A 16,207-nucleotide genomic window follows, 5' to 3' on the forward strand; every position below is an offset into this window, starting at 1 on the left:
CGGTGCCTTTTCGCGCCGTGCCAACGCCCTGGTTTTCACGCGTGCTGCACTGGCCGGGTGGCTTTTCCGGCGTCACGTTAGGACGCGGCTTTGATATGAAACTGCGCAGCGCGGGTGAAATTTACAGTATTTTGCGTCAGGCCGGATTAGAAGAGCATAAGGCGGTGATCTGTTCCCGCGCAACGGGCCTGAGCGGAAGGGCGGCGCAGCAGTTTGTCACGGTGTTTGGCCCAATGACTGGAGAGATTACTCATCAGCAGCAGATACGTTTGTTTAATGTGATTTATCCCCAGTATGTTAGCCTGGCTAAAGGTTATTATTTTAGGCATACGAAGAAGGCCCAGATTATCCCGGATGCTGTTAGCTGAGAGGCAATGGTTCCAAAAATAAAAGAGGTTTATGTCGCTATTGTTTATCAAGGTATCGATAACATCAATACCTTAACCAAGGCGGCGTCGACAAATAGAAGAAAGGATATGATAGATTTGATTGAAAAAAGCAAGCTTTATATGAAGTATGAAAAAGAGAGGAAAAGAATATGTCATCTTTTATAAAATACAATATTCGGTTAACTATGATGCTTTTTCTTTTTAATAATACTGCTGATGCGTCAATGCCCTTTGATGAAGGCTTTTCTTACTGTTTTACTCTACCAAGAAACACTGTTGAGAATAATGAATTTGATTGTAAAACCAGAGTTTTTGAAGAATCAAATGATGCCCTTAAAAAAGAAACGGAAAAGTTAAAAGCCCATATATTTAAAAATTATGATAATCCATGGTTGCTTGATGATACAGAAGGAATAGGGATAGAGATAAAGGATGTCTTTTGGCAGAAATTTAGCTCATCACAAGAAAATTGGCTGGCATCAAGAAATACATTCTGTTCTGCTGAAGCATCTTTGCCAGGTTCCTGGGCCAGCGCAGCGGGAGATATAGAAATCTCATGCATAATAACAATGAATCGACGTCGCATTGATGAAATCAAAATGCTTTACCCTTCACAAGATGATGGCCAAAAGAGCACTGAAAAAGAAAACCATTAACGTTATTCTCATAACGCCTGTGCCTATCACCTAAAGTTATGACGTATGCTCCGGCCATAACTTCATCTTTTGCCCCTCAGACTCGGCTTGCGCAAGAAAACCGATATTAATCCCGCTTTTAGCCGTTCGCTCACCGCCACATCTGGCTTGCGCGCTTAATTCGCCCTACGCATAACTTATGACCGAAAATTACGTAGTGGCGTTTTCTTATACCGATGTTGCAGCATTTTTAGCTGGCTCTTTGCCTGAACAGCTATCTAATCGTTCAGTTATGCAGCGTTCAACGATAAATTTTAATCGTTTTTTTGCGGTTAAACCTGCTGGCTGGCGCGTTTTTAACCCGATGTTTATAGGGTTAATCGGCTCTGTAGCGAATTTTCCAACTAGTTTTGTTATCGGAAGGTTTTTTTTATGTTTGCTTGCTGTTTCTCACACTCTGTGTAAATACCTCACATCTGTATTGACGTTCTTTCATTCTGTTGACAAATTGATGTTTCACTGGAGTAAGGGAAGCAGATTCTTCTGATAGATTTCGCGCTGTCAGAACCACCCGCCATCCCTTATCTCCCAGCCCGCACCGGCTGCACAAAAAAAACACAGGCCGGGCATACGCGCACAACACACATCACACATTGGAGCATAAGCATGAGTATTTCCTTGGCTAAATCAGGGGTGCTAAAGGTCGGCCTGAGCCTGATGGCAATGTCCGTTGCCGTTAGCGTTCAGGCAAAGACTCTGGTTTATTGTTCAGAAGGATCGCCAGAAGGGTTTAACCCGCAGCTGTTCACCTCCGGCACCACCTATGATGCCAGCTCCCGCCAGATTTATAACCGCCTGGTCGAGTTCACTATCGGTACTACCGAACTGCATCCGGCGCTGGCCGAGAAGTGGGACGTGAGTGAAGATGGCAAAACCTATACTTTCCATCTGCGTAAAGGCGTGAAATGGCACACCACTAAAGATTTTAAGCCAACCCGCGATTTTAATGCGGATGACGTGGTATTTACCTTTGAGCGTCAGCTCGATAAAAACAACAAATACCATGGCGTTTCCGGCGGCAGCTACGAATACTTCGAAGGCATGGATATGCCTAACCTGCTCAGCAAAGTCGAAAAGGTTGATGACTATACCGTGCGCTTTACGCTGACCCGGCAGGAAGCCCCGTTCCTGGCTGACTTAGGCATGGACTTTGCTTCTATTCTCTCTGCGGAATATGCCGACAAGATGATGCAGGCGGGTACGCCGGAAAAAGTTGACCTCAATCCGGTCGGCACCGGCCCGTTCCAGCTGCTGCAGTATCAAAAAGATTCACGCATCCTGTATAAAGCCAACGCCGAATACTGGGGCACTAAGCCGAAAGTCGATCGTTTAGTGTTCTCTATCACGCCGGATGCCTCGGTGCGTTACGCCAAACTGCAAAAAGGCGAATGCCAGGTGATGCCTTATCCGAACCCGGCGGATATTGCCCGCATGAAGCAGGATAAAAACATCAACCTGATGGAGCAGCCAGGGCTGAACGTCGGCTATCTCTCGTTTAACGTTGAGAAAAAGCCGCTGGATAACCTGAAAGTACGTCAGGCGCTGACTATGGCGGTGAACAAAAAGGCGATTATCGCTGCCGTTTATCAGGGAGCCGGTCAGTCGGCGAAAAACCTGATCCCGCCAACCATGTGGGGCTATAACGATGCGGTGCAGGATTACCCCTACGATCCGGTTAAAGCCAAAGAACTGCTGAAAGAAGCGGGCATGGCCGATGGCTTCGCTATCGACCTGTGGGCGATGCCGGTACAGCGTCCCTATAACCCGAACGCGCGCCGTATGGCGGAGATGATCCAGGCTGACTGGGCGAAAATCGGCGTCAAAGCCAAAATCGTTACCTATGAGTGGGGCGAATATCTGAAGCGCGCCAAAGATGGCGAGCACCAGACGGTAATGATGGGCTGGACCGGCGATAACGGGGATCCGGATAACTTCTTCGCCACGCTGTTCAGCTGTGCGGCGGCTAAAGATGGTTCTAACTACTCGCGCTGGTGCGATAAGTCGTTTGAAAATCTGATCCAGCCGGCCCGCGCCACGGAAGATCATGAAAAACGCATTCAGCTTTACCAGCAGGCTCAGGTAGTGATGCACGATCAGGCGCCCGCGCTGATTATCGCCCACTCCACGGTCTATGAGCCGGTAAGTAAAAAAGTGTCTAACTACGTGGTGGACCCACTGGGCGGTCACTACTTCGTTAACGTCGATGTCGCTGAATAATCTACCGGGCCAGCAGCGTCTGGCCTGATAAATCACGTTGCTGTCGCTGCCTGTAATTTTACCGGCAGTGACGGCCCGACGGCGATGTCTGCGGGTTGAAACATTTTCACCCCCTTTCCCGGACGAAAAAAATGGCTAAGGCGCAATTTTTTGCGTCGCGGCTGGCTTCACGCCAGCGCAGGATGTGAGCAAAACCCGCCCTGAGCGGTGGGATAAAAATAGAGAAACCGGATTATGCTGCAGTTCATATTCCGACGTTTGGGTCTGGTGATCCCAACGTTTATCGGTATTACCCTGTTAACGTTCGCCTTTGTTCATCTGATCCCTGGCGATCCGGTGCTGATCATGGCGGGCGAGCGCGGGATCTCCCCCGAACGTCACGCACAGCTTATGGCCCAGATGGGGCTGGATCAGCCGCTGTGGAAACAATACTTCACCTACATTAACGGCGTGCTGCACGGCGATCTCGGCATCTCTTTGAAAAGCCGCACGCCGGTATGGGATGAATTCGTGCCGCGCTTTAAGGCTACGCTGGAGCTGGGCATTTGCGCCATGCTGTTTGCCATTGCTATCGGGATCCCGGTTGGCGTACTGGCGGCGGTAAAACGCGGCTCTATCTTTGACCATACCGCGGTAGGTATCTCACTGACCGGCTACTCGATGCCGATTTTCTGGTGGGGCATCATGCTGATTATGCTGGTTTCGGTGCAGCTCAACCTGACGCCGGTATCCGGGCGATTAGGTGATGCGGTGTTCCTGGATGATACGCAGCCGCTGACCGGCTTTATGCTGATCGATACGCTGATTTGGGGTGAACCGGGCGACTTCAAAGATGCGGTGATGCATATGATCCTGCCCGCTATCGTGCTGGGCACCATTCCGCTGGCGGTAATTGTGCGTATGACCCGTTCTTCAATGCTGGAGGTGCTGGGCGAAGACTATATTCGAACCGCGCGCGCTAAGGGCCTGACGCGGATGCGGGTAATTATCGTCCACGCGCTACGCAACGCGATGCTGCCGGTGGTCACCGTTATCGGCCTGCAAATCGGTACGCTGTTGGCCGGTGCGATTCTTACCGAAACCATCTTCTCCTGGCCGGGCCTGGGTCGCTGGCTGATTGAGGCCTTACAGCGCCGGGATTATCCGGTGGTGCAGGGCGGCGTACTGATGGTCGCCACGCTGATCATTCTGGTTAACCTGCTGGTTGATCTGCTTTATGGCGTGGTGAATCCGCGCATTCGTCACAAAAAATAAGGGGGCGCTATGTCTGTTATTAATCCGGGCGGCGTCAGCGCTGCACCCAAGCCGATGACCCCGTTACAGGAGTTCTGGCATTACTTTAAACGCAACAAAGGCGCGGTAGCCGGCCTGGTCTATATCGTCATTATGGTGACGCTGGCGATTTTCGCCGGTCTGCTGGCGCCGCACGGCCCGGCTGAACAGTTCCGTGATGCGCTGCTGCATCCGCCGGTCTGGCAGGACGGCGGCAGCTGGCAATATATTCTCGGCACTGACGACGTGGGCCGCGATGTACTGTCGCGTCTGATGTACGGCGCGCGGCTGTCGCTGCTGGTTGGCTGTCTGGTGGTGCTGCTGTCGTTGATCCTTGGGGTTATCCTCGGTCTGCTGGCTGGCTACGTTGGCGGCGCGGTGGACGCCACCATTATGCGCCTGGTCGATATTATGCTGGCGCTGCCAAGCCTGCTGCTGGCGCTGGTGCTGGTGGCGATTTTCGGTCCGTCGATTGTTAACGCCTCGCTGGCGCTGACCTTTGTGGCGCTGCCGCACTATATCCGTCTGACCCGCGCTGCGGTGCTGGTGGAAATCAACCGCGATTACGTGACCGCTTCCAGCGTGGCGGGTGCCGGCGCTATTCGCCAGATGTTTATTAACATTCTGCCTAACTGCCTGGCGCCGCTGATTGTGCAGGCGTCGCTGGGCTTCTCCAACGCGATTCTGGATATGGCCGCGCTGGGCTTTCTCGGTATGGGCGCGCAGCCGCCGACGCCGGAGTGGGGCACCATGCTCTCCGACGTTCTGCAGTATGCGCAAAGTGCCTGGTGGGTAGTTACCTTTCCAGGCCTGGTGATCCTGCTGACGGTACTGGCATTTAACCTGATGGGCGATGGCTTGCGTGATGCGCTCGACCCGAAACTCAAGCAGTAAAGAGGCACCGAGATGGCGTTATTAAATATAGAAAAACTGTCGGTGCATTTCGGCGATGAAAAAGCACCGTTCCGTGCGGTTGACCGCATCAGTTACCAGGTAGAACAGGGGCAGGTCGTCGGTATCGTGGGTGAATCCGGCTCTGGCAAATCGGTCAGTTCGCTGGCGATTATGGGCCTGATTGATTATCCCGGCCGCGTGATGGCGGACAAACTGGAATTCAACCAGCGCGATTTGAAGCGCATCTCTGAAAAAGAGCGGCGTCAGCTGGTAGGCTCGGAAGTGGCGATGATTTTCCAGGATCCGATGACCAGCCTGAACCCTTGCTATACCGTCGGCTATCAGATTATGGAAGCGATTAAAGTTCACCAGGGCGGCAACCGTCGCACCCGGCGACAGCGCGCTATCGATCTGCTGAACCAGGTCGGGATTCCCGATCCAGAATCGCGGCTGGACGTTTATCCGCATCAGCTTTCCGGCGGTATGAGCCAGCGCGTAATGATCGCGATGGCTATCGCCTGTCGGCCACGCCTGCTGATTGCCGATGAGCCGACCACCGCGCTCGACGTGACCATTCAGGCGCAGATTATCGAGCTGCTGCTTGAGCTGCAAAAGCAGGAGAACATGGCGCTGATCCTGATTACGCATGACCTGGCGCTGGTGGCTGAAGCCGCGCAGCACATCATCGTGATGTATGCCGGACAGGTGGTGGAAACGGGTAAGGCGAGCGATATTTTCAAAGCGCCGCGCCATCCTTATACCCAGGCGTTGCTGCGCGCGCTGCCGGAGTTTGCGGCAGATAAAGCGCGTCTGGCCTCGCTGCCGGGCGTGGTGCCGGGGAAATACGATCGGCCCAGCGGCTGCCTGCTGAATCCGCGCTGCCCTTATGCCACCGACCATTGCCGTGTGGAAGAACCTGAACTTCGTGATATTCCGGGGCGTCAGTCCAGGTGTCACTATCCGCTGGATGATGCCGGGAGACCAACCTATGCGTCCTGAAACTCAAGAGCAGCAGTATTTACTGCAGGCTATCGACCTGAAAAAGCACTATCCGGTGAAGAAGGGATTGTTCGGCCAGCCACGGCTGGTGAAGGCGCTGGACGGCGTCTCCTTTAACCTTGAACGCGGAAAAACGCTGGCGGTGGTGGGCGAGTCGGGCTGCGGCAAATCAACGCTGGGCCGCCTGCTGACGATGATTGAAACGCCGACCGAAGGGCAGCTGTTCTGGCATGGTCAGGATCTGCTGAAGCACGACCGCGAAGCGCAGTCGCTGCGTCGGCAGAAAATCCAGATTGTGTTTCAAAACCCGTACGGCTCGCTGAATCCGCGTAAAAAAGTAAGCCAGATCCTGGAAGAGCCGCTGCTGATCAATACCTCGCTTGGCAAAGCGGAGCGCCGGGAAAAAACGCTGGAAATGATGGCGAAGGTTGGGCTGAAGACCGAACATTATGACCGCTATCCGCATATGTTTTCCGGCGGGCAGCGTCAGCGTATCGCCATTGCTCGCGGCCTGATGCTGGACCCGGATGTGCTGATTGCCGATGAACCGGTCTCCGCGCTGGATGTGTCGGTTCGCGCTCAGGTGCTTAACCTGATGATGGATTTGCAGCAGGAAATGGGGCTCTCCTACGTCTTTATTTCGCACGATTTGTCGGTGGTGGAGCATATTGCCGATGAAGTGATGGTGATGTATTTGGGGCGCTGCGTGGAGAGGGGCTCGAAAGAGGCGATCTTCGCCAACCCGCGCCATCCTTACACTCAGGCGCTGCTTTCCGCAACGCCGCGTCTGAACCCGGACGACCGCCGCGAACGTATCAAGCTGACCGGCGAACTGCCCAGCCCGCTGAGCCCACCGCCCGGCTGCGCCTTTAACGCGCGCTGTCGCCGTCGCTTCGGCACCTGTGTTCAGCTACAGCCGCAGCTGAAGCAGTACGGCGATCAGCAGATTGCCTGTTTCGCCGTCGATCAGGATGAGCAGCAGAAGGTGAGTTAAGCCTTAGGCGGAGCGGGCGTACTATTACGCCCGCTCTGCGGCAGGTTTTATCTGGCGCGTCACGGCAAACAATCCCGCTCGCTTAAACAAAGGTTAAACTCCGGCCTGTATGCTGGAAAAGCCTCGCTTAAATAGCCTTATTTTTCCGTTTGAGCTGGTTAAGTTTCGGGGAAAAAATAATTTATATTTTTCCGTCACAGTTTTAGCACTTTTGTTTATTATTATTGAATATTTTACGTGGTAATGTTTGTTCAGTTTATTATTGCAAGAAAACTCTCAAAGCAGCTTCTTTAGATTTAATGACTTTTCTATACAAAATAACCCATATAATTGCCATATTTACCGTTCGAGGTTATTAAAACATCATTATGCCCTGATTTTGGCCTTAATTAAGCTGGCCGTCTTCAGCTGCAGTGAGGGTGATAATTAACAGATAAATGGACAATTAAATAAGCGGGTTTAATATGGAATATGCGTTTGGGTTATTTAGAAACAGGGAAAAGCCAGCTGAAGAAAATGAGGCATTGCTACAAGAGATCATAGCAACTCATAATAACTCGCTTTATGAGCGACTTATTTGTCAAAACCTCCTTTCAGGTATCAATACCATTGAAATTATTCGTAATTCATTACTTAACTCCAGCGAAGAGCTAAAGAAAGAAGAAAATATCATTGAGCGCCTTAATGAAAAGAACCTGTATGCACGCAATTGTATCCAGGCGCTGTTGGATAAAGCATGTCATTTTAAACAGCAAGCCGAAAATAGGATCTTGGTCAGCCAGGCGTTGCAGGCGGCGGTAGATGAGATTAACGACTGCATAAGCGATATTAACCGTCTGGCCAACCAAACCGATCTGTTGGCGATCAACTCAGCAATAGAAGCGGCCAGGGTTGGCGCAATGGGACGCGGCTTTACCGTTCTTTCAAAGGAAGTAAAAAGCCTGGCGGAGGAGGTAAAAAGGCAGTCTGCTAAAATAGAAAAAATCACCGGCCATATTAATCTGTCGGCCAGTCAGGTCTGTGATAATACCGCAACGGTTATCAATACCCTGTCTACCGTTAAAAAAGAGATTGAACAAGTCTGCGAAGCGTTAGAGCAAATTATTAAACGCTCCGGGCGTATGCAATCGGTTATCCGCTTTATTTCCCAACAGCAGTTCCTTAATACGGTTAAGCTTGATCATATTATCTGGAAGCAGCAGGTCTATTCTCTACTGTTTAATAAAGATAAAAAGGGAAAAGTGAATACCCATCATGAGTGTCGCCTGGGTAAATGGTATTACGAGGGAGAAGGCCGTACGCTGTTTGCCGGAAACGATCATTTTCGCCAGCTTGAGCGGCCTCATGCCGATGTACACAACAATGGGCGCGCGGCGCTGACGGCGTTTGACAAGGGCGATATTAAAGCGCTTGCCGATTTGCTGGGGAAAATGGAACACGCCAGCTCCCAGGTGATCCTGATTATCGATCGCCTGATTGAGCATATTACTCCGGACTATATCGCCCAGGCCCGCGGCCATTAAAAAATCCCGTATCGTTAACCGCATTACAAGCCAGCTTCAGCAGTTCAACGATACGGGCTTTTTACGTCTCGACGGTAAAGGTCTGGCGGACGCCGGTATAACGCGGCCGCCAGAGCAGGATTACTGCGGATAAGGCACCCAGTCGCCGCCGTTCAGGCGTATCCACGGCTTGCCTTGGTACATCATCACCACCGCATTATCATTTTCTGAAACCACCGGCGTCTGCGGCAGGTTTTCCGTGAGTACCGACATATTCACGTTAGCCGCATTAAACACCTGCCCGTCCACCACGCGTGAAACCAGCTCAGAAATTGCCTGCAGGCTGGTCGGCGTATCAACGGTTAACGGCTGTCCCTGATGCGGCGATTTCATACCGACAAAACGAATGCCCACCGGAACATGAGTAATGCCTGGGCTGGGAATATCACGCAGGCCGGACATCTGCATCTTATCGCCCACCAGGGCGGCGCCATGTTCCGGCACCACCATTACCATCACCCGCCGTCCCGATTTCTCCAGGTTAGTCAGGAAAGCATCCAGCTGATCGAACAGCACCTGCGCACGCGGTTTATACGGGGCCGTACCGGAGCTGCCCAGTTCGCGCGTGCCGTCATGAAGCGGGATCAGGTTGTAAAAAGTTGCGGTGCGCGCCTCGTTGCTTTTGGTACGATCGTCCAGCCAGCGCTGCATCAGCTGCGCATCGTTATAGACCGGCGAACCGTCAAACGAGGTCAGTTCCGGCGCAATCCCGGCCTGCGACATTAACGGCGCCTGAAGATCGCCATCTCTACGCAGCTCTTGCAGGTAATTACCGAATACGCCGGTGTGGTCCATCATCAGCTGTTCTTTAAAGCCCAGCTTCGCCAGGTTATCAAACAGATAGCATTGCTGTTCGGCGGGTTTATAAAGATCGCTATGCGACGTCTGGCCGCAGCTGGCGCGCAGCAGACGAATACCGGCCGGGCCGCTGTAGCCGGTCGCCGAGTTATAGTTATTGAGCAGAATATCAAAGTGCTTCCACAGCGGATGGTCGCGCAGCTGCACCGCATCCATATCTGACCAGGCGAGCGAGCAGATATTAATAATCAGCACGTCAAACGGCTGCGAGTCGGGCGACAGCATCGCCGGGAACTGGGTGACGCGCTGCTTTTCCGTCTGATAAAAGCGGTTCAGATACGCCGTCAGATTGGCGCTGGTCGGCGGCGCGGTTTCATCCAGGGCATTTTTATCCGCGGCGGCGTTATTCGCCGATGTTTTGCTGTTCAGCACCACGTCCGGCGTGGCCGATGTGGTCGGCAGCAGCGAGATCGACGGCCCGGCGAGATTGATCACGTTTATCCAGATCAGCAGCAGCGAAACCAGCACCGTGATGCGCACCCACAGGGAAATAAACAGATACAGTACCAGCATGACAAAGGCGGCGCCCAGCATCTGCCAGTTAATAAAACGGTTAACCAGATCGAGCAGATAAGCGCCGGAAAAGCCTGCCAGCTGCCCGCCCTGGCTCAAAATACTGGCCGGGCCAGGCAGCCAGGTATCGTGCCAAAACAGCGCCAGACCGATCGGTAAGGAAATCCAGCTACGCAGACGATGCAGCCGCTGCGAGGGAAGCGGGAACAGCAGCCAGGCGAGAAACACCAGATTCGCCAGCGCATGAAAATTAAGATAGCCAAACCACAGCAGCGCAAATTTAATTAAAAAATAGAAATTCCAGCCGCCCAGCCCGCGCCAGCTACGCCAGAAAGCAGCCGTGGCAGGCTGCGTCTTTTTACCATCAGTCATTATTTATCTTTATCCGTTTTGGTGGACCGGCGTTGCCAGGTACCTTCATATTTTAACGAGCGTGGCGGCAACAGCCGCTGCGTAACGCCGCGCCAGCGGGCGGGAAGCCAGCGGGTATACAGCGGTTTCGTCAGCAGCGCGATCAGAACCAGCAGAATCAAAATCTGCACGCCATCCATTAATGTCATTCGCGCGGAACCCCCTGTTGATTAAAGCTGAGCACGATCGGCTGCGGTGTCTGATGCTCGATCGGCTGCGGCGGCGTAACCTCCGGCAGCGCGACGTTTATTTCTGGCGGCATATCTTTCCACGCCTCCGGCACCAGCGCTTTCATCTGCCTGATTTCAGAAAGGATCTGTAAATCTTCAAACCAGACCAGGCGGTTGGAAAACAGCTCGTCGTGCGGCAGGCGGAAAATAAACTTCAGCGCGGTATCAAGATCGTTATAGCGGCATGAGGAAAGAAACAGGTAAAGCCGATCGCCGCGCACCGTGACCAGATCGCCGTAACGACGCGGCTTACATAACGTGAGCGCTTGCTCTGGTTTTAGCTCAGGCACCGGGCGCAACGCCACCAGCAGACCTTTGCCGTTTTCCGGCAGCAGCGTATTGCTGACCAGCTGCGCAACCGACTGGCAGAAGGCATCCAGCGGCAAAAAGCCTTTCTGCTGCAGCGGCTGGAGCGACTGCAACAGCGCATCCAGATTGGCTGGCACATGGCGGTTATAGCGCTGTCCCTGAATGCTTTCCAGCGTGGTCAAAAAGCGCGACATCGGCGCGCCAAAGGGCACGATAGCATTAACGCCGCAGGCTAACAGCAGACGTTCGTCGCTGTAGCGCAGGCTGGTTTGCATTTCACGCACCATAATCTTCAACCCGGCTCCGCGCGCGCGTCGCAGGCTGTGGATATTCTGGGCCAGCGTGCGGATCTCCTCGTTATGGTTCAGACAGAAAATCACGGTGGCGGAATCCGCCTGCTGCGCGCGTGAGGCAACCATATCGTTACTGTCAAACAGCTGCCAATGGCTGGAAAGCGGCGGCGCGCCTTCCAGTACCTGGCGCTCAGCAATGCAGACGGCTTCATCGTTCAGCGACAGCGGCGTGTTCTGATCGTCTTCACGCATGGCCGCAAAGCCTGAGTCCTGGGCGGTTAAGCGTAGCGTCCGATCCGCCATCAGACGTTGATCGTGACACCACCAGCTAACGCGATAATTCCAGCTGTCCTGCTGATACTCCAGGTGAGCGAGGCCGTTTAATTGCCGAAAGCTATTCAGTAACATCTGATGTAAATTATTTACACCGGAGCCGGAAGTGATAATTAACAGGCAGCAATGACGCGCGGACAGAGTACGGTTAATTTTTTTTATCCATGCGTTTACTTCCGCAGGTGATAGTTTTTCCAGGAAAGAAAAATTATTGAAAAATAAAATTAACCGCGGCTTCGCTGAAAGCGTACGGGCTAAATCTTCCGGCAAATTTAACAGCGCGCGAGGTTTTTCCGGCAAAGAATAAAAAGGAATACGCTCCGGCCCCTGAGACAGCGCGGGTTCCAGTAACGCTTGCGGCTTTTCACCGGCGCTGATCAGCGTCAGCGCCTTCTGCGCGCCGATAACCTGACGCGCCAGCCTGCGGGCATCCTCAGGCCGGTTAACGGTAAGCCAGTAGCAGCCCGGCGGCTGCATTTCAATTAATTCATTTTGAACCTGCTCAATGCCGAGCGTAAAAGAGAGTGCCATAGAAGTTTCGCAAATTGGTTCAACCGAAGCTATTTTATTATAGACAGCGATTTATTTCGCCTGGATAATTTAAGCAAATATAATAAAACGCCAGGCCATATGTTTAGCCTGCATCCTTACTGTCGGTAAGGAAAAAACGAACGCTATTCAATGACTTTTTTAATGGCAAGGTAAATGAAACAACCGCAAGAAATTTCTGACACGCCTGATAATACCGGGCTGCATGATGACATTCGCACGCTTGGCGAAGCCTTTTCTTTTTCTGCATTTCGCTATGTTGATATTGCGCGTGAAGAACGGCTGACGGCTATTCTGGCGCGCTGGCCGCTGCTGAATGAGCTATCCGCGGAGCAGAAGGAACAGGCATGCCGGTCGTAGCGCTACAGGGCGTGCGGGGAGGGGCGGGCACCACCTCCGTAACGGCGGCCCTGGCCTGGGTTTTACAGCAGCTGGGCGAGCCGACGATAGTGATGGACTGGTCGCCGAGCAATCAGCTGCGTCAGCATTTTAATACGCCGCAGGGCGAGACTCGCGGCTGGATGCGCGCCATGCTGGACGGCGGCTCCCCGCAGCATGTGGCGTTACGCTATCCAGGCGGCCCCGATTTTATCCCGTTTGGTCAGCTAACCAGCGCCGAGCGCGCACGCTTTTACGCCGATCCGGCGCAGTTTGCCAACGGCTGGCTGCCTTACCTTGCCGCGCTAAAAACCCATTACCGCTGGGTTTTGCTCGATTTGCCGGGCGGCGAGCAGCCCTGGCTGCAGCCGGTTTATGCACAGGCCGATCGGCTGATTCAGCTGTTGTCGGCCGACGCCAACTGTCATCTGCGGCTGCATCAGCCCGCCGCCGATCTTCAGCCGCTTTATCTGCTTAACCAGTTTAACGCCAACAGCAAAGTGCAGCAGGATCTGCATCAGCTATGGATGAGCACGTTGCGCAACCTGATTCCGCTGATGATCCATCGTGATGAGGCGCTGTTTGAAGCGCTGCTGAATAAGCAGCCGCTGGGCGAGTATCGGCCGCTGGCGCTGGCCAGCGAAGAGATCGCCACGCTGGCGAACTGGCTGATTATACATATCCGCGGGGAGAGCGTATGAATCCGTTACGCTGGCTCATCGCGGCGCCGGCCTGGCAGACGCTGAGCGCGCGTTATGACGGCTATCTTCAGGCCGGAGCCTCAAGGCTGGCGGCCGGTATCCACTGTTTCTGGCTGGCGCTGGGCTGGTCTCTGCTGCGTTTTGAAACCCCTGACTGGCAGCGCATTATTGCGCAGCGCCGAACGCTGTATCCGCACATTTCTCCGGAGCGCCCGCGCCCGCTGGACATCGTGCGCTTTTTCTCGCAGAGCCTGTGGCTGCTGCTTTGCCTGCCGCAGGACGGCAGCGCCGTTAGCCAACGTAAAAGGTTTAATGCGTTTCGCCACCTGTTCAGCTGGCGGCAACGCTTTTATCTGTGGCTTGATCGCCTGCCGCAGCGTATTCAACATGGCGAGCGGCTGGAACAGCGGGTTAGCCGTCTGCCGCCGCTGCTGCGCAAGCTGATATTTGTCTCGTGCAGCATTGCCGCCGCCCTGCTGGCGCTGCTCTGTATTTCCCAGCCGTTTGATCTGTTTACGCAGTTTATCTTTGTGGTGGTGCTGTGGGGGCTGGCGATGGTGGTGCGGCGCGTGCCGGGACGGCTGGCGACCATGATGCTGATCGTGCTGTCGCTGACCGTCTCCTGCCGCTATCTCTGGTGGCGCTACACCTCCACGCTGAACTGGGACGATCCGCTCAGCCTGACCTTCGGCCTGTTGCTTATCGGCGCGGAAACCTACGCCTGGGTGGTGCTGGTGCTGGGCTATTTCCAGACGCTGTGGCCGCTGCATCGTCAGCCCGTCTCGCTGCCGGAAGATACCCGCCTGTGGCCGTCAGTTGACCTGCTGGTGCCCACCTATAACGAGCCGATGAGCGTGGTAAAACCAACCATTTACGCCGCGCTGGGCATCGACTGGCCGAAGGATAAGCTCAATATCTATATCCTTGATGACGGCAACCGCCAGGAATTCCGCGATTTTGCGGCCAGCGTTGGCGTCAGATATGTGGCGCGTCCAACGCACGAGCATGCCAAGGCGGGCAACATCAATAACGCGCTGCGTACCGAATGCCAGAGCGAGTTTGTCACTATTTTTGACTGTGACCACGTGCCGACGCGCTCTTTCCTGCAGATGACGCTGGGCTGGTTTATCAAAGATAAGAAACTGGCGATGCTGCAAACGCCGCACCATTTCTTCTCTCCCGATCCTTTTGAGCGCAATCTGGGCCGCTTCCGCCGTACGCCGAATGAGGGCACGCTGTTTTATGGCCTGGTGCAGGATGGCAACGATACCTGGGACGCCACTTTTTTCTGCGGCTCCTGTGCGGTGCTGCGCCGCAGCGCGCTGGATGAAATCGGCGGCATTGCGGTAGAAACCGTGACGGAAGATGCGCACACCTCGCTGCGTTTGCATCGACGCGGCCACACTTCCGCCTATATCCGTATCCCCCAGGCGGCCGGTCTGGCGACCGAAAGCCTGTCCGCGCATATTGGTCAGCGTATTCGCTGGGCGCGCGGCATGGTGCAAATTTTCCGCCTCGATAATCCGCTGATGGGGCGCGGCCTGAAGCTGGTGCAGCGGCTGTGCTACGCCAACGCCATGCTGCACTTTCTCTCCGGCATTCCGCGCCTGATCTTTCTGCTGGCGCCGCTCGCCTTCCTGCTGACCCACGCCTATATCATTTTCGCGCCGGCGATGGCGATCGCCATTTACGTGCTGCCGCATATGCTGCATACCAGCCTGACCAGCTCGCGCATTCAGGGCCGTTATCGACACTCTTTCTGGAGCGAGGTCTATGAAACGGTGCTGGCCTGGTATATTGCCCGGCCTACCACGGTGGCGCTGTTTAATCCGCACAAGGGCAAATTTAACGTGACGGCGAAGGGCGGCCTGGTAGCGGAACAGCATCTCGACTGGGTGATCACCAAGCCTTATATGGCCCTGGTATTGCTCAACCTGGCGGGCGTGTTTATGGCGGGCTGGCGTATCGCTTACGGCCCGCAGAACGAGGTGCTGACGGTGCTGGTCAGCCTGCTGTGGGTGTTCTACAACATGATTATTCTTGGCGGCGCGGTGGCCGTTTCGGTCGAAGCGCGTCAGATCCGTGAATCGCATCGCGTGGAGATGGCGATGCCCGCCGCGATTGCCCGCCAGGATGGACATATGCTGCCCTGTACGCTGCGCGATTATTCGGACGGGGGCGTAGGCGTCGAGCTGCGCGAAACCGATGCGCTGAAAGATGGCGAAGAGATCTATCTGCTGCTGCGACGCGGCCAGCAGGAGTTCAGCTTTCCGGCGAAGGTGCAGCGCGTATTTGGCCGACGGGCCGGTATCCGCCTCAACAAACTTTCTACCGCGGAGCATATTGAATTTATTCAATGTACCTTCGCCCGCGCCGATACCTGGGCGCTGTGGCAGGACGGCTTTCCGGAAGATAAACCGATCCAAAGCCTGACCGATATTATGATCCTGGGTTTTAAAGGTTACATTCGCTTGGCTGAGTATGGTCCGGTGCGATTACGCCAGCTGTTCTTAATACTGACCGCCTTCCTTTCCTGGCTGGCGTCGTTTTTTCCCAAAGGCGTGGGAAGCGCAACGGCAGGCGTTGCCGGTGTAAAACAATGACTCAACT

The 16,207-nt window shown here is 54.2% G+C and carries 15 protein-coding genes; 12 read left to right on the plus strand and 3 right to left on the minus strand.

What is annotated here, in order from left to right; genetic code table 11:
- From COO59_RS20925 to COO59_RS09415, 9 genes are all read left to right on the plus strand, one after another.
- Positions 1–368 (plus strand): lysozyme family protein (locus COO59_RS20925; RefSeq protein ID WP_476738904.1); only part of this gene is annotated, 368 nt, incomplete at its 5' end.
- 170 nt (positions 369–538) lie between these two features.
- The gene (locus tag COO59_RS09385; protein WP_103059543.1) at positions 539–1,045 is read left to right on the plus strand and encodes a lysozyme inhibitor LprI family protein; all 507 of its coding nucleotides are present in this window, start codon (positions 539–541) and stop codon (positions 1,043–1,045) included.
- A gap of 178 nt (positions 1,046–1,223) precedes the next feature.
- On the plus strand, positions 1,224–1,571 hold the full coding sequence (locus COO59_RS20795; RefSeq protein ID WP_133158601.1) for a hypothetical protein: 348 nt from the start codon (positions 1,224–1,226) through the stop codon (positions 1,569–1,571).
- 119 nt (positions 1,572–1,690) lie between these two features.
- Positions 1,691–3,301, plus strand: coding sequence for a dipeptide ABC transporter periplasmic-binding protein DppA (gene dppA / locus COO59_RS09390; protein WP_103059544.1), 1,611 nt, complete (start codon positions 1,691–1,693; stop codon positions 3,299–3,301).
- 234 nt (positions 3,302–3,535) lie between these two features.
- Entirely contained in the window at positions 3,536–4,555 is a 1,020-nt protein-coding gene (dppB, locus tag COO59_RS09395) for a dipeptide ABC transporter permease DppB (protein ID WP_103059545.1), read from the plus strand.
- 9 nt (positions 4,556–4,564) lie between these two features.
- Positions 4,565–5,467, plus strand: coding sequence for a dipeptide ABC transporter permease DppC (gene dppC / locus COO59_RS09400; protein ID WP_103059546.1), 903 nt, complete (start codon positions 4,565–4,567; stop codon positions 5,465–5,467).
- A gap of 12 nt (positions 5,468–5,479) precedes the next feature.
- Entirely contained in the window at positions 5,480–6,466 is a 987-nt protein-coding gene (gene dppD, locus COO59_RS09405; protein WP_103059547.1) for a dipeptide ABC transporter ATP-binding protein, read from the plus strand.
- Positions 6,456–7,460 (plus strand): dipeptide ABC transporter ATP-binding subunit DppF, encoded by a 1,005-nt coding sequence (dppF, locus tag COO59_RS09410; protein ID WP_103059548.1) that lies wholly within the window; start codon positions 6,456–6,458, stop codon positions 7,458–7,460. Before dppD ends, dppF begins: the two co-directional genes overlap by 11 nt.
- Before the next feature lie 524 nt (positions 7,461–7,984).
- Positions 7,985–8,983, plus strand: coding sequence for a methyl-accepting chemotaxis protein (locus tag COO59_RS09415; RefSeq protein WP_240614115.1), 999 nt, complete (start codon positions 7,985–7,987; stop codon positions 8,981–8,983).
- Between the two features lie 120 nt (positions 8,984–9,103).
- Here the strand turns inward: COO59_RS09415 and bcsG are convergent, their stop codons facing one another.
- Genes bcsG through bcsE form a run of 3 tightly spaced genes read right to left on the minus strand, consistent with a single transcriptional unit; the run spans position 9,104 to position 12,500 of the window.
- A complete protein-coding gene (gene bcsG, locus COO59_RS09420) occupies positions 9,104–10,765 on the minus strand; it encodes a cellulose biosynthesis protein BcsG (RefSeq protein WP_103059550.1) in 1,662 nt (553 codons plus the stop codon).
- Positions 10,765–10,953 carry a cellulose biosynthesis protein BcsF gene (gene bcsF / locus COO59_RS09425; protein WP_103059551.1) on the minus strand — a complete coding sequence of 63 codons (189 nt, stop codon included), beginning with the start codon at positions 10,951–10,953 and terminating at the stop codon, positions 10,765–10,767. The genes bcsG and bcsF overlap by 1 nt, the downstream gene beginning before the upstream one ends.
- On the minus strand, positions 10,950–12,500 hold the full coding sequence (bcsE, locus tag COO59_RS09430) for a cellulose biosynthesis protein BcsE (RefSeq protein ID WP_103059552.1): 1,551 nt from the start codon (positions 12,498–12,500) through the stop codon (positions 10,950–10,952). Before bcsE ends, bcsF begins: the two co-directional genes overlap by 4 nt.
- Before the next feature lie 174 nt (positions 12,501–12,674).
- On the opposite strand from bcsE, the gene bcsR reads away from it, so the two are divergent.
- The 3 genes from bcsR to bcsA are packed head-to-tail and all read left to right on the plus strand — an operon-like array spanning position 12,675 to position 16,200.
- A complete protein-coding gene (gene bcsR / locus COO59_RS09435) occupies positions 12,675–12,878 on the plus strand; it encodes a cellulose biosynthesis protein BcsR (protein WP_103059553.1) in 204 nt (67 codons plus the stop codon).
- Positions 12,866–13,597, plus strand: coding sequence for a cellulose biosynthesis protein BcsQ (gene bcsQ, locus COO59_RS09440; RefSeq protein ID WP_103059554.1), 732 nt, complete (start codon positions 12,866–12,868; stop codon positions 13,595–13,597). The genes bcsR and bcsQ overlap by 13 nt, the downstream gene beginning before the upstream one ends.
- On the plus strand, positions 13,594–16,200 hold the full coding sequence (gene bcsA / locus COO59_RS09445; RefSeq protein WP_103059555.1) for a UDP-forming cellulose synthase catalytic subunit: 2,607 nt from the start codon (positions 13,594–13,596) through the stop codon (positions 16,198–16,200). The genes bcsQ and bcsA overlap by 4 nt, the downstream gene beginning before the upstream one ends.
- The last annotated feature ends 7 nt before the right edge of the window (positions 16,201–16,207 follow it).

It is taken from the genome of Mixta theicola (genome assembly GCF_002895925.1).
GTDB classification, from domain to species: domain Bacteria; phylum Pseudomonadota; class Gammaproteobacteria; order Enterobacterales; family Enterobacteriaceae; genus Mixta; species Mixta theicola.

Coding starts and splice junctions, on each gene's coding strand:
- bcsQ (WP_103059554.1), top strand. CDS start 12,866: ATGCCGGTCGTAGCGCTACAGGGCGTGCGGGGAGGGGCGGGCACCACC.
- dppA (WP_103059544.1), top strand. CDS start 1,691: ATGAGTATTTCCTTGGCTAAATCAGGGGTGCTAAAGGTCGGCCTGAGC.
- COO59_RS20795 (WP_133158601.1), top strand. CDS start 1,224: ATGACCGAAAATTACGTAGTGGCGTTTTCTTATACCGATGTTGCAGCA.
- dppF (WP_103059548.1), top strand. CDS start 6,456: ATGCGTCCTGAAACTCAAGAGCAGCAGTATTTACTGCAGGCTATCGAC.
- dppB (WP_103059545.1), top strand. CDS start 3,536: ATGCTGCAGTTCATATTCCGACGTTTGGGTCTGGTGATCCCAACGTTT.
- COO59_RS09385 (WP_103059543.1), top strand. CDS start 539: ATGTCATCTTTTATAAAATACAATATTCGGTTAACTATGATGCTTTTT.
- dppD (WP_103059547.1), top strand. CDS start 5,480: ATGGCGTTATTAAATATAGAAAAACTGTCGGTGCATTTCGGCGATGAA.
- bcsF (WP_103059551.1), bottom strand. CDS start 10,953: ATGACATTAATGGATGGCGTGCAGATTTTGATTCTGCTGGTTCTGATC.
- bcsA (WP_103059555.1), top strand. CDS start 13,594: ATGAATCCGTTACGCTGGCTCATCGCGGCGCCGGCCTGGCAGACGCTG.
- dppC (WP_103059546.1), top strand. CDS start 4,565: ATGTCTGTTATTAATCCGGGCGGCGTCAGCGCTGCACCCAAGCCGATG.
- bcsR (WP_103059553.1), top strand. CDS start 12,675: ATGAAACAACCGCAAGAAATTTCTGACACGCCTGATAATACCGGGCTG.
- bcsE (WP_103059552.1), bottom strand. CDS start 12,500: ATGGCACTCTCTTTTACGCTCGGCATTGAGCAGGTTCAAAATGAATTA.
- bcsG (WP_103059550.1), bottom strand. CDS start 10,765: ATGACTGATGGTAAAAAGACGCAGCCTGCCACGGCTGCTTTCTGGCGT.